Below are 14,847 nucleotides of genomic sequence, written 5' to 3' on the forward strand. Positions count from 1 at the left end.
CAAAAATTGATTTTTATAGGCTTTAGCCTATACTTTGTTATGAATTATTTTACAATAAAAAAGCAACCTTATTGCTAAGATTGCTTTTTTGTTTTTTATTCTCTCAATTGCTCTTGAAAAGAGTTTAGTTGTAAAAATAACCTGTTACAATATCGTTTATTATTCTTTTACAATACGCACAGTAGTTGTTTTTTGAGAATCCGAAATTTGAAGTAAGTACAAGCCTTTAGGTTGTGTTTCTAAGTTGATAGTCCCTTCTAAAACTACTCCTGTTTTTATTTTTTTCTCTTCTAAAACTAGCTTTCCTATTGCATCAAAAATCTGAATTGTATGCTCTCCCTCTCTTTCAGAACTCAAACTATATGAAAACTCATTTGGAGTCGGATTTGGATAAATAAATAAACCCTTTTTTGTAATAATACAAGGGTGAGGAGCAGTAAAAGCATCATTTTTTATAAATTGACAATCCGTTTCATCTGAAAAACTAGCCAATACATTTACTAGTTTATCATCTGAATCAAGATTGGTAAGAGTAATAGTTTGAGGGCTTTGCGTAATAGCAAAAGATTGATTATTGATTACTAAATTTCCTGTTGGTGGTGCATTGGAATAATTAATAGTTAGTGATTGAGAATATGTATTTGTTTCTTGATTACATTCACTTTGCGTTCCTGTTTCTATCGAATCAATGAAACAGGCTACTTTATTAATAATAAGAGAATAATCTTCTGCTTGTCCATTAAAGACTTGGCAAGAAGTAGCTATTCCATCTTCATTAGCAGAAGCAACTACTCGCATTCGTAAAGGTTGATTGAAGAGTATGTCTGAATAAGGTACTTGATAGATTGCATTAAACGTTTGTATGTTTCCATTATATTCTGTATTTCCTGATGCTATTTCTTCTCCTTCATCTATAAAATCGCCATCATTGTTATAATCTACATATACTTTTACATTGTGCAAAGTAGTAGAGGTTTCTACTTTTATAATCTGTTTTGAATCTGAATCTAAGATTAGTTGTTGTGTACAAGTTCTGTCAAAATAATTTTCTTGTTCTATCTCTGAATCTTGTGAAAAAATATTTAATTCATCTAGAACAAAACGAGTTATTCCTACATTAGTTTTTACTCCTATATTTGTAGGCACACAAGCAGAAACGGAAAGGTTTTGGTTAGGGGGAGTTGCACCTAAAGAAGTAAGTAGTCCACCTCTTAACGTTTCTAATGCAGTACGCATACGAATTTTTTGGTTAGGGGTAAAACTACTTCTATTACTACAATAAGACATATAGTTATTTAAAGTAGCTTGAGATACCAATATTCCACAATTGCTTTGCTTACAATCTGAAAAGTACATTCGTCCATGAGGATCTGTATCACAAATTTCATCTCCTTGTGTAGTACAATCTGTATTTTCTGGACAATCAGTAGAGTCTGTACTTTCTCCATGTATTTCTGCTCTATAAAAAGTATGATAGAGAAAAAAACCATGACCAAACTCATGAGTTAGGGTTGTTGATACAGCATTTACTATTTGCGAAACTATTACTATACCATCTGTTTCATTTCTTGTTGTATTTGGATAAGTAGCATAACCTGCAGCTCTTCCTCCTGCCACTCTATTTATTATCCAGATATTATAATAATCGATATTAGACCAAACACTTAATGCTTTCATCTCTTGGTCAGTTACCCCTCTTTCTGCACCAATACTAACTCCTCTCTGTACATAACCATCAAGTACTGAACCATCTACTCTATTAATACCGGTTGTAGGAGTACAATCAGGACTTCTTTTAGCCAAAACAAATTCTATTTCTATGTCTGCACCACTATAAATAGCTCTAAAATTTTCATTAAGTACTTTTATTATTTTTTTTATGCTAGAATCACTAGGATTATAAAAAGTATCTATTTCTCTTCCTGTATGAATAACATGTACCACAACAGGAATTTGATAGACTCTATTCTCTGTTTTACTGACAGCATCATTAGCCATTTTTTTGGCTATATGTTTTTGCAGACTAAGTTGCATTTTTTGAAAATTAGCTTTGTAAGCTGGGTCAGAAGCTAATTTTTGTTGGTGTAAAATATCTGTTGCACAAGGCTCTTGAGAATAAGAAACTTGACTTATCAAGAAGCAGAAAAACAGAAAAATAATAGTGAAGTAATTTTTAGACATAATAGAAAAAGTATAGAAATAAATAATTAGATTATTTAAAGATACTACTTTTCTCTCAAAAAATGCTTTACATAAAAAAAGCAACCTTATTGCTAAGATTGCTTTTTTAATCAAAATTTTATCGTTTGTTATTCTTTTACAATACGCACAGTAGTTGTTTTTTGAGAATCTGAAATTTGAAGTAAGTACAAACCTTTAGATTGTGTTTCTAAGTTGATTGTACCTTCCAAAAATGCGCCTTGTTTGTCTTGTGTTCTTTCCAAAATCAATTTACCTGTTACATCAAAAAGACGAATCGTATGTACTCCTTCCTTATCATTTTTCAAACTGTATGAAAAGTTAGTTTGAGTTGGATTTGGATAGGCTACAATGTGGTCTTTTTGTGTAAAATTCTTATCTGTTTTGAACAAAATCACAAAACGCTTGACTTCTTTATTTGCTTCGGCTACAAACTCATATTCTGGGTTTGCTTTTAAGTCGTGCAAAGTTTCGGTCAATGAATCATACAAATAGACATTACTTAATGAATGGAAATATTTGATTTCACGAACTACAATTTTGTGCTTACCACTTTTTATGATATTCATCGCTAAAGGCAAAATCATATCTTCATCAAATTTTGGCAAAACATTGATAGCATAATATTCATTTTCAGAAGTAGTGTTATTTTTATTGTACGAGTACAAAGTAGAAACATAGCCATTTATTTTATGAATTTTTTGAGCATCATACAAATTATCAAAATTAGAAGTTGCACCTTCAATAAACCCAATGGCTGTTTCATCCATATTTCCTTCTGACAAAATTCCTAATTTAATAACTCCATCTTTAACAACTTCATTAGCTTGCGTTTTGAAAAAGCGTGTATTTTCATAGGTAGTAGGACGAACACTATTATTCATTGCAAGTTCTGGATTAGTTCCAATCGCTTTGACAAAAAAGCTTTGCATTAGAGCAATATCTTCTTGCCCTCCATTTACTTTCATATCTGTTAGAGCATTATAAGTAGCATAATTGGCAGCATACTGTCCTGTTTTGATATCAATATAAATAGTAGGTTCTACATTAGCAGAATTAGTCGATAGGTTATATACCGAACTCCATTTGATAGGGGATGGATAGGGATTTCCAATAAGATTAAAACCAGTTGCTGTATTTGAAAGAGGAATAGTTATGTTTCCATTATTGAGCTGTCCCTTCAAATCTATGACTGCACCCGTAGCCAAATTTACCTCATATCCTCGTCCAACCTCCAAATCATCCGTTTCTAAAGGAACTTTATAGCCCATTGTAAAAGCACTAAAACGACCTGATGGCGAAGCAGTAGCAGATGAAGGTTCATCATACTTAAAAAAAGTAGGAAAAGGATTCGTATAAGTAGGTTCGGCTGCTGTATTGTAAGATTGTGTCAAAACTAAATTCATGTCATCACCAAACTGAGAAACAGTAGCAGTTGTACTTGTAAAGGGAGAAGAAAACATGTGATAACCTTGTCCATTATACGTTCCTGTGAAATTGGGAATAGTTGTTGGGTCAAGTGTGAGGCGTTCAGTAATTACATTTCCACTTACCGTATTTGTGCCACTATTAACAACCATTGCTGTACCTGTTTCGGTTGAGCGAAGAACAAAATCAGCCCCTGTATTAACTATCACTTCTGCATTTCCTTGCATCTCTAAAACTTCTGAAATACCCATATTTCCATCAATAGTGAGAGTTATTCCATCATTTACTTGAATATTTTTTATAGTTACATCTTCGTAATTTCCTGTACTAGAGGTAAAAGTAAGATTTTTATCTACTATTACATCCTCATCATAAAAACGATTAGCTAATATCTCAATCGTTTGTCCTGCTGTAGCTGCATCGACAGCATCTTGAATGGTGGCATATCTTCCTCCTGTACCTGGATTTCCTACACTATATACGGTTACAGTTACTACATCAGTTTCACGCCTACAAGCAAAAGGCGCACCAGGTGAAGCAGGATAATCTGCTCTAACGAGATAATTTGTTGTGGTTGTCAATGCTCCTGTTGAAAAATCAATGACTCCCCCTGTACCTGATGTAGGAGAAAGATAATGTATTTCGTGCATCGAACCTGTCAAATCATTTCGCAAATTGTAATCTATGCCTACTTGAGAACCTGACAGAGAAATAGTCGTTCCTGTGCCGTATAAAACCTCGTTTGGAGTGGCTGAAGCAGTATAAGTAATTGGAGCTTGAACTATAGGCATATTAGTAGGTACAACATCACTAATTACAACAGGGTCGGAAGACCTTACTCGCAATAAATACCCATTTCCTGATGGATAAGAAAGAGGAACAGTCAAAGTAATAGAAGAAAATAGTGGTGGTACAGTAGTCGTAGTAGCAGTAACAGAAGGAGTAGTAAAATCTCCATTTTGATCAGACACTTCTAACGTAAATATGTTTCCTACATTAAATGTCCCTGTAGTAGTAAAAGATGCAAATACATCTGAATTACACATAAAACCACTTAATGGAGTTTCATCATTTGCAGTAATCGTCTGTGCTTGCAGCTTCATAACAATACATAAAGAGAATAAAAGAATAAATATGTTTTTTTTCATTTTGATAAATATGTTGATGAGCAAAATAATTATATAATTCACAAAATTACTAAACCTTATTTTGTTTTTAGTTAAAAAGACTGTAAAAAGCATAAGTTAAGTAGTGTGACTAAATTAATGTAACATCTCGCTTTTGTTATTATTTTAAGATAACGATAAGAGTAAAGATTTTTAATTTTAAAAAATGTTATGTTAATTATGGAAGACTACTTATTTTAATATTTGTTTTTAAAAGTGAGCTATTAAAATCTCAATTTTTGAAAAATAAGAAATACCTTGTGTCTAGTCCTGAAATAGTGTTACAGTTTTTTAGATAAATTAAATATATATCAGGCAGTCTTTAGATTGTCTGATTTTTCTTTTTTATAGGTTCTTATTTGAATATTTTCCTCTTTATGGGTTTGTTGTGGTGTTTGCATGTAGAGTGACCAATGAGGTCTTTCTGTGTTATAAATTTCCACACTTTCTTTTACCACTTTTTGCAAAAACTTCAAATAAGTTATTTGTGAGTCCAATAAAAACTCTTGTTTTAAAATTCCATTTACACGTTCTGCAACGGCATTTTCATACGGATCATAGCATTCTGTCATACTACAACGAATATGGTTTTTAGTTAAAATAGTTTGATATTCATCACTACAATATTGAACTCCTCTGTCTGAATGATGAGTTAGTTCTCGTAAAGGATAGTTTCTGTTTTTCAATGCCATTTTCAAAGCATTTGAACAACCAATTGTCTCTAAGCTATTAGAAACATCATAACCCACTATTTTTTTTGAATACGCATCTGTAACCAATGCTAAATACATCGGATTCTCTCTTGTTCCAACATAAGTAATATCACTTACCCAAACTTGCTCTGCTCGTTCAATTTTTAAATTTGCTATCAAATTTCTATGCTTTTTGAAACGATGAAATGAATCCGTAGTAATGTGATACCTCCGTTTGGGTAAAATAAGAAGATGGTTAGCTTTTAAAATAAAAAATAGTTTATCTCGTCCCACTTTCAAGGCTTTCAAAGGAGTTTCTAAAATATGATAGAGTTTGCCAGTACCAACTCGTGGCATTTGCGCTCTAACCTTTTTTACTAAATCAACTACTTTTTGAGCTAACTCTTTACATTTTTTCGTTCGCAATAAAGAGTAATAATACACCCGTCTAGTTATCCCAAGCAATTTACAGGTTTTACTTATACTTGTTGCATGCTGTTCACTAAATGAACTAATTACTTGGGTTTGGAGTTTTTTCGTATCTGAATTTTATATTCCTTTTCTGCTAAATCAATCATCATATCAAACAAAATAGCCTTTTTATCTAAAGTAGATAGTTCTTCTTGTAAAGTAGCATTTTGCTTTTTTAGATGACGAATTTCCTGTTCTTGTTCTAATAAACGTTGTTCTGCTGTTTTCATAGGACGAATTACTTTATAAGAATGATCAAAATTACCATATTTATCAAGCCAATTAACAACTGTTTTTCGGCTCTGAACACCATAATTCCGTTGGGCTTGAGTGACTGTAAAAAGACCTTGTTCGATTTCCTTAACTACTTGAAGTTTGAACTGCATGGTGTAGTCTTTCTGTGTACGTTTAACATATTTACGTTCCATAATAAAATTAGTTATGTAACACTATGTTAGGACGAGACATTGTCAATAAAAAAAAGGAACTCTATTGCTAGAACAGGGTTTTCTTATAAAAATTCTTGGTGCTTGTCTCAGGATTGTTTCATAAGGTTTCTACATCTAAAAATAGAATGTTTAATTTAGAAAGTTTTTTTTAAAAAAAACTTTATTTTTTTATAAGAAAACCCTGTAAATTTAATAAAGGATAGTATAACTATACCATACTTTATACTATTTTACCAACATCCTATACAAGAGGAATCCTCTTGACAGGCATGCACAGCTCCAGTTTGACCTTGTTTTGTATTCAAATCATACTGCGTATTATTAAGAAGAACAACCAGTTCTCCTACTTGTGCATAACAATTGGCTTCACCAGTTAGTCTAAACATTTTTTCAGAAGAAATAGCAAACTTCCCAAATTTCTTTATTTAAAGAGTTTATAATTTTAATAAAGTGAAAAGAATAAATATCTGTTATATTCAAATAAGTAGTGTGACTAAATTGATGTAACATCTCGCTTTTGTCATTCTTTTAGGATAACGATAAGAGTAAAGATTTTTAATTTTAAAAAATGTTATGCTAATTATGGAAGACTACTTACAACGTTACAAACGTAATAAAATAATTTTTCTTGAGTTGTGTCGCTTTAGTATTCGTACAGTTATAGAGCAAAAATGTTGGTGAGAAAACAGTATATGTTTTTCATTCTAAGTAACTGAGCAAAATAAAAATATTGAAATTAACTCAATTTCTCAATAGCCTTTTTTATTCTCTCAATCGCTTTTTTGATAAGGTCTTCCGAAGTTGCAAAAGATAAACGAACACAAGAAGGCGCACCAAAAGCATCTCCCATCACAACAGCTACATGAGCCGTTTCTAATAAAAACATTGAAAAATCTTCTGAGTTTTGAATGGTTTTGCCTTCATATTTTTTACCATAAAAATCACTTACATCAGGAAAAACGTAAAACGCTCCTTGAGGAGTATTACATTTGAATCCTTCTACTTCATCTAAAAGAGATTTGATTAATTTTCCTCTTTTTTCGTAAGCTGTTTTCATTTCTTCTACTTCTTTTCGGCTTCCATTAAGGGCAGCAACGGCAGCATGTTGAGTGATAGAATTTGTACCCGAAGTAACTTGTCCTTGAATTTTATCACACGCTTTTGCAATCGCTAAAGGTGCAGCAGCATAACCCAAACGCCATCCTGTCATGGCAAAACCTTTTGAAAGTCCATTGATAGTAACTACTCTATCTTTCAAAGATTCTACTCTTCCGATACTAAAATGAGCTTCTCCAAAATTAATATATTCGTAAATTTCGTCTGCAACGACTGTAATTTTTTCATGTGGAGCAATTACTTCAGCAATTTCTCTCAATTCTTGTTCAGAAAAAACACTTCCAGTAGGGTTACAAGGCGAAGAAAAAATAACGGCTTTTGTTTTCGGTGTAATAGCTTCTTTTACTTGCTGTGCTGTTACTTTATAATCATTTTCTAGACTTCCTTCTACAAAAATAGACTTTCCTTCTGCAAGTTGTACGATTCCGACATAAGAAACCCAATACGGAGTAATGATAATTACCTCATCATCTTTATCAAGAAGAGCAAGCATTACGTTTGCAATAGACTGCTTTGCGCCTGTCGAAACTACAATTTGTTCAGTAGAATATTCTAAATTATTTTCTCTCTTGAGTTTATCAACGATAGCTTGGCGAAGTGGCGCAATTCCAGCAACAGGTGTATAACCAAAATGACCGTCATCAATCGCTTTTTTGGCTGCTTCTTGAATGAAAAGAGGTGTTTTGAAGTCAGGTTCTCCCAAATTCATATTGATTATATCAATTCCTTGTTCTTTTAACTCACGGCTTTTACGAGCCATAGCAAGGGTTTGAGATTCTTCCATTTCGGAAACACGACGAGATAAAATATCTGTATTCGTTTTAGGACTTTGTGCAGTTGTGGACATAAAAAGTAGGTTTAGTGCTGTTGGATAGAATACCAACAACGGCAAATTTTGATAGAGAATTTTAATAAAACAAAGCTAAAAAATAGTTTGGTAGGTAGCAATTTTTGTTGAGTAGATTTTATAGGTTAAAGGAAATTATAGTTTTGGAAAATAAATAAGTGAATTTGATATTTATATTTTTGAAATGTAATAAAATTGTGTTATTTTTCTATAAAGTACATGGCTGAAAACTAAATACACAACTAACCACTTAATACAATGAGAGCAATAAATTACTTAATTATAACTTCATTTCACAGAGTGCTTCTTTTTACTATTACTTTTTTTTTATGTGTAGCACAACACTCATACGCTCAAGATGAAAACGAATTAGAAGCAAACCCACCTACACTTCAAATAGGACTAGATCAATTAGCATTTAAAAAAGGGTCATTAGATGCCCAACTAATAATGGAAATCATCGCTGAAAAGCAGGAAGAGTTAAAAATAAAGGCTATACAATCAACTTTCTTAAGAAAGGTTCAAAACTCAGGAGGAACAGTATATTCTTTTACAGATAATATAATAAGAGAGCTAGTTTTTGAGAAAGACTCCGAAATCAGAACAAGAAAAGTACTAGAGAATACAGTCAATCTTGTATTTGTTACTTCTTATTTGAATTACTATTTATCTACACTAAATAAATCAGATACTTCTTATACAAATTTTTCAAAGTTAGCCAACAAATTCTGTATTAATTTAGATGATATAAAAAATCTCAATTCTTTTTCCAATTTAAAAAAAAATCAAGAATCAAAGGAGGGGAAATCAGAAGCATATAACGAAGCAAAGACTGTAGCATTTCTTGCTCTTCTCATCGATATGACAAGTGAAGTAGTCAGAAAAGATGAAAAACTCAAAAAGCTTGGTCTTATGCAGGTATCATACTCTTCAACTTATGAGTATATGAACTATTTTATAAAGGTTCAGAAGGAAAAAATAGATAAACAATACTTTCCATATAACATTTTTAAAGATAAAGATATAATAAAAGTTATTAAAGATTTATCGATGCGTATCAAATGCGACATGGAAAAACATCTATCTAAATTTACAGATCATATTGGACTAATTAATTTTTATGTTACTGAATATAGCTATCGAAATGAGAAATTAGAATCTTTTTATAGCGATTTGTCAGAACATAAAATGTCAGAAGGTTTAGATAATAGATTGGATACATTGAAAAATAACATAAAGCAGCTTATTGGTAGCTTAACTCAAAAAGACATACAAGATAGTTTGATAAAGCAAGAATTAATAAATCTTAATAAGATGTATTTTTATGTTGATAAAGCAAAAAAAGTAATAAAAAATAAGGAAAAGTTTAATTCACATACAGTTGCTGACATAATTTACACATTTCATCAAGAGTTTAGACCTCTACTCCTCAATCAGAGCTACAGAGATACCAGTTACTTAGATTTGATTTCTGGAATCTCTATTGTATCAGATGATTTAGCCTATTTAATTAGAGATAGTTTAATTACAAATGATACTTTGATTTTAAATTTCGAAAATAAAAAAATAGACCCTTTTTTACTTATGGTTTCTAAGCTTTATCAATTTGATAAAACCAGTACTATATCTCAATACTTAACTTTGATAGAAGATATTGGTTACATTTTTCCTAATGACAATATCAAAGATGCTTTAAGTACAGTAGTAACCTTTGTAAAAGATTATACAGTCATTCTTGAAGAGGAAAAAGGAAAAGGGGTTGTTAGCTTTAATGTTGAGAGCTATATTCTCAAACTTCAAAATATTAAACCTTACAGGTGGAGAAGATTAGAGTTCAATTTTACCGTAGGTATGAATAATGCCTTCTTTTTTAGGGAGGAGTTAAAACTAAATGATAGTAGTTCTGTAAGAAATCTAAGCTATGTAGGAGAAAAAATTGGTGTGAAATGGAAAATCATAGATAAAGCATTTTGGCATACTAGAAATATCGGAGATACATATCAAATGAGTTCTTTTAGAGGAAAATGGTGGAATCCGTGTACGTATAGCGTTCGTCGATACACATATGTAAAAAAAACTCCTCCTAGCGAACCTTTAGTAAGTAATTGGCACTTATTACTTTATAGCTCTGGAGTACTTTATAATCTAGTAAATACTAAGACAAATTCGGAATTTAACCTACCTATTGTAGGATTTGGAACTGGACTTACATTTTATAATGCTCTTGATTTGAATATTAGTTATGGCATTCCAATTCTCCCTAATAGTGGTTTTAAAAAATCTTTTTCTAATGGTTTTGTTAGTATTGGCTTTGACATCCAATTTATAGAATATTATCAACGACTTCGTGAAAAACAAAAAGCCAATAGGACACAAAAACAACTTATAAAAGCAAAAAATTGAGCTTGGTTTTAATTATTATATAATTTAATAGCCTTTGCTCGGCTGTCAAAGAAGAACAAAAGTTTCCTTTATTTTGCCGAGCAAATAGCATTTATTTAGATTTTTATTTACAAATTCAATTTTATAAAATTAAAGTCCCAAAACATCAGCACCCTGCTCAAAGATAATATCAACAGGAATATTTGCAGCCGAAAGTCTATCCAAATCTGCCTGTAAATCAGCTTTTATGATTCCCATTTCGTCAGCCAATTTTGTTACGCCTTCGTAATCGCCATCGCCTTGAAGCGTTAAGATTTTGGCAGAAAGTTCGTTTACAGCCATCGCCATTTTATCAGGATTTACTTTGTATGTTCCGTCTTCCAATTTCTCAAAAGCTCCTTTTTCATTGAAGAAATTAAAACGAATCATATTTGCTTTTCCGTGTGCCGAAGCTGCTCCAAAACGAACAGAACGGAAAATACCAGCCAAAAAGGTAGTATAATTATCCATCAATTCGCCTTCTGAAAGCTCGCCCATTTCACGCAGTTTAGTAACCATATAAAGCCCCAAAATATCAGCTTTTCCTTCTTCCAAAGCAGAAGCCATATCTTTCAATGATTCTCTAACTGTTCCTTTGTTATTAATTGTATTTTTGATTCCTAAACCGTGTGCTACTTCATGAAACATTGTGTTCTCAAAGAAAGCATCAAAAGTAATATGTTTTCTTTGTTCTGGCGTAATAAGCATTTCAGAAATAGGAAGTAAAATTTGGTCAAATTTTGCTTTCATAGCATTTTTTAGCTGCGAACGACGAGTACCTTTTTTGAGTTGTACTTCTTCATCGTTTGGAAGATTTACAGCAATCGTTTTGCTACCTGCATTACAATCTCCACCATAAAAAACAACATCATAAGCATTGAGTTGAGAATCCGACCCTGGTTTTTCAGCTTTGTATTTGGCATCAACAGGTAAATCTTTTTGAAGTTGTGGCAACAAGGCAGCATATTTTTCCAAACGCTCACTCCAAGATTTATCTTTTACCAAAACATACGACGAATAAGCAGCTTTTTGTCCGTATAAATGGTCTTCATAGGTTTCTATTGCACCAATAATAATATCGATACCGTTCGTTTTCATGTCCATCCACGCCATATCACTTGCCATATATTCATCTGTAACAAGGGCATCAGCACGCAGAGTAAGGTAATTTTTGAGACTTTCATCTTCTGCAACTTCGGCAGCTTGACGCAAATAATCAGCAGCTTTTTCTAATTCTGCCTTAAATTCTTCATGATAAGGAACTGTCATTAATTTTCCTTCTGCATCTCTACGAAGAAGTGTATAAAGACTTGATTTTTCTTTATTATCAAAGGCTTCATATTCTTCTTTTTTCATGTCGGTTGGGTAGAAATTTGCGCCAAGAGGTTTTTCTCCTACACCTTCCATAAAAGGTTGATTTTCAGCCAATCTATCCCAAAGACCGTAATTTATTTGTATAAATTTTTTAGTGTCAGCATTTTCAGTTGCTGCTAATAAACTGTCTTTATCGCCCATATACGCTTGTTTCCAAAACAAACCATCCATTATTTTAGCAGCTTCTATCAGAAGTGGAATCATTTTTTTCTCACTTTCTGAAAGAGAACTAATATCAGTAGTGAGTTTGAAATTTGCATAAATTTCTGGACGAATAAGCTCATTTTTTGTTTCTATTGCTACACTTGTTGTGTCAGTAAGTGTATCATTAGTGGTCTTTTTTTCTGGTGTACAGTTCCAAAAGCCTAGACAGATAGCCATTGATAAAACAGCTAGTTTTGATGTTTTTTTGATGTTCATGTTTTTTTATAGTGATTAATGGTTAGGAGAAACTACGTTTCTGTAGTCTTTAGTATAATCCAAAGAGTTTTTTAGTAAGAAAAATTCGTAATTCGTAATTCGTAATTCGTAATTCGTAATTTAGTATTATTTTTTCATTTCATTTTTTCTAACAATATCTACTACTTCTATTTCGAAACGAAGCATCGAAAAAGCTGCTAGTGTTTGATATTTTTTGTTTCCAAAAGCAAGATGAGAAGGAGTAAAAAGAAGAATAGTTGAACCTTCATTTGCAAGTTGTGTAAAAGCAATTTGCCAAGCAGGAAGCATTGCCCTAGAGCCAATGACAAAACCTACTGTTTCGCCTTCTTTTGAATGGTCAATAATTTGTTGATAAGGAATTGACCATGTTTGAAACTTGAAAGAAACACTATCTCCTACTTGTGCTGGCATTCCTTTTCCTTCTTTTGTAAATTTATAGTAAAGCCCAGTAGGGTGTTTTTTTGAGCCTTCCCAAACCAGTTCTTTCTTCATATACTCTACAATTTTTTTGTCTTGAATGGCTACTTGCTCTTTTGTACGTTTGTTGAGTCTTGCTTCTTCATCTATATCAAAAGCTGCTTTACTTTGTGTATTATACAGTTTAATAACATAACGAATTTCTTTCATTTTCTCTCTTGTATTTTGTTCAATCGGTAATTCTGCTTCTTTTATAGAATCTAAAGTAACATAAAAAGTAGCACTATCTCCTACATTCATCATTCGGAATCCTTCTTCGATTGCTCCTTCATAGGCAGGCATCAAAAGAGGCTGTCCAACGGGTTCGTTGAGTTTATAAGTATCTGAAATTGTATCTCCATTTTCAGCTAACAATAAATAGTGCATTGTCATTATTTCATTGTATTCTGGTTTTCTATTTTTAGGATAATGAATATGATGAATATATTTTAATCCTGTTTCGGTCGTTTGTAATTGGTCATTACAAATTGCACCTTCTGGACAGTCTGAATTTTCTTTATTTGTACAAGAATTAAAAATCAATAAAAAACAAGTGGAAATAATAAGTACAAATGATTTAGAAAAAAAATTAGTCATAAGAATTAGAGGATTTAAAAATTAGGTTTAATAAGAAATTAAATTTGTAATTTTATATTTTAGTGTCGAATGTAAAGCTCAACAACAGCAAATTTATAGTTATTGTGATTTTCTTAACAAAGGTAATACACTTCAATAAAATTTGTATGAATTCGATAATTTTTGATGTACTTTTGACGTAATAAATATATCTTCGCATATCTTTTTAATAATCTTTCTAGTAAAATAGCCTTTATTAGTAGGTTTAAATGACTTATGATAAATTGGTATCATTTTAGCATAAATTGAAAATATACCACAAATATACTAAGACACAAACTTATTCTCAGAACTATTCTCAAAACTATTATTAGATAGAAATATTTTACAAACAATAGCCTTTCAATATCTCAAATAATTCTGACTAACTCTTAGTTAAAAAGATTATAAAAATCAGTTAAAGGCTTTATAAAGAATAAATTAGGACATAAAATATAATGAAAAATAAAATACCATTTTTATTACTTTCCGTTTTCCTTTTCTTGGGTCTAAATAATTTAACATTTGGACAAGTAGATAATGACAAAGTACTTATCAATACCACTGTTGTTGATTTTAAACAGAAAGTAAGACCTGGAGAAACAGTCATGTTTGTCAATACACAAACAGGTGAAGTCTTTAGCAAAATTAGTGATAAGGAAGGAAAATGTTTTTTTGTATTGATCAAAGGTAGTGAGTATCTTATCAAATATAAAAATTTTGGAAAAGAGGTTGATTATCAAAAAGTGCAAATTCCTGATGTAGCACGTCTGAAAGAACTCAAAGTATTGGTAAAATTTCAGCCAGCAACAGCTTATACACTAGATAATGTTCTTTTCGAAACAGGAAAAGCAAATCTCAAAAACTCTTCATTTAAAGCGATTGATGAATTAGCATCGGCGATGACAGCAAAAAAAACAATGGAAATAGAAATTGCTGGTCATACAGACAATGTAGGAGATAAAAATGCAAATCTAAAACTCTCACAAGAAAGAGCCGAAGCAGTAAGAGATTATCTAATAAAAAAAGGAATCGATGCTAGTCGTATTACAGCAAAAGGATATGGAGATACCAAGCCAGTAGCCGATAACAGTACAGATGCAGGCAAACAACAAAATCGTCGTACTGAAGTTAAGATTATTAAGGAATAAAACTTCGTTTCTACTTGAATA

The 14,847-nt window shown here is 31.6% G+C and carries 10 protein-coding genes; 2 read left to right on the forward strand and 8 right to left on the reverse strand.

Going from position 1 to position 14,847, the window contains the following annotated elements; all coding sequences use genetic code 11:
* Positions 1–159: 159 nt before the first annotated feature.
* From ACE193_RS06965 to ACE193_RS06990, 6 genes are all read right to left on the reverse strand, one after another.
* Positions 160–2,181, reverse strand: coding sequence for a M43 family zinc metalloprotease (locus ACE193_RS06965; protein ID WP_375562284.1), 2,022 nt, complete (start codon positions 2,179–2,181; stop codon positions 160–162).
* A 128-nt stretch (positions 2,182–2,309) separates the two neighbouring features.
* Positions 2,310–4,775, reverse strand: coding sequence for a T9SS type A sorting domain-containing protein (locus tag ACE193_RS06970; protein WP_375562285.1), 2,466 nt, complete (start codon positions 4,773–4,775; stop codon positions 2,310–2,312).
* Between the two features lie 329 nt (positions 4,776–5,104).
* Positions 5,105–6,001, reverse strand: a complete 897-nt coding sequence (locus tag ACE193_RS06975) for an IS3 family transposase (RefSeq protein ID WP_375563346.1) — start codon at positions 5,999–6,001, stop codon at positions 5,105–5,107.
* Positions 6,001–6,384, reverse strand: a complete 384-nt coding sequence (locus ACE193_RS06980) for a helix-turn-helix domain-containing protein (RefSeq protein ID WP_375562286.1) — start codon at positions 6,382–6,384, stop codon at positions 6,001–6,003. Before ACE193_RS06980 ends, ACE193_RS06975 begins: the two co-directional genes overlap by 1 nt.
* Before the next feature lie 251 nt (positions 6,385–6,635).
* Positions 6,636–6,791, reverse strand: coding sequence for a hypothetical protein (locus ACE193_RS06985; RefSeq protein ID WP_375562287.1), 156 nt, complete (start codon positions 6,789–6,791; stop codon positions 6,636–6,638).
* A gap of 350 nt (positions 6,792–7,141) precedes the next feature.
* Entirely contained in the window at positions 7,142–8,368 is a 1,227-nt protein-coding gene (locus tag ACE193_RS06990) for a pyridoxal phosphate-dependent aminotransferase (RefSeq protein WP_375562288.1), read from the reverse strand.
* 258 nt (positions 8,369–8,626) lie between these two features.
* On the opposite strand from ACE193_RS06990, the gene ACE193_RS06995 reads away from it, so the two are divergent.
* On the forward strand, positions 8,627–10,771 hold the full coding sequence (locus tag ACE193_RS06995; RefSeq protein WP_375562289.1) for a hypothetical protein: 2,145 nt from the start codon (positions 8,627–8,629) through the stop codon (positions 10,769–10,771).
* Positions 10,772–10,900: 129 nt separating this feature from the next.
* Here ACE193_RS06995 and ACE193_RS07000 read toward each other — a convergent pair whose 3' ends face one another.
* Both ACE193_RS07000 and ACE193_RS07005 read right to left on the reverse strand, forming a co-directional pair.
* A complete protein-coding gene (locus ACE193_RS07000) occupies positions 10,901–12,583 on the reverse strand; it encodes a Zn-dependent hydrolase (RefSeq protein WP_375562290.1) in 1,683 nt (560 codons plus the stop codon).
* Between the two features lie 126 nt (positions 12,584–12,709).
* Positions 12,710–13,657 carry an FKBP-type peptidyl-prolyl cis-trans isomerase gene (locus ACE193_RS07005; protein ID WP_375562291.1) on the reverse strand — a complete coding sequence of 316 codons (948 nt, stop codon included), beginning with the start codon at positions 13,655–13,657 and terminating at the stop codon, positions 12,710–12,712.
* 476 nt (positions 13,658–14,133) lie between these two features.
* On the opposite strand from ACE193_RS07005, the gene ACE193_RS07010 reads away from it, so the two are divergent.
* Positions 14,134–14,826, forward strand: coding sequence for an OmpA family protein (locus ACE193_RS07010; protein WP_375562292.1), 693 nt, complete (start codon positions 14,134–14,136; stop codon positions 14,824–14,826).
* The last annotated feature ends 21 nt before the right edge of the window (positions 14,827–14,847 follow it).

Origin of the sequence: Bernardetia aquimarina, assembly GCF_042180575.1 — a bacterium.
GTDB lineage: Bacteria > Bacteroidota > Bacteroidia > Cytophagales > Bernardetiaceae > Bernardetia.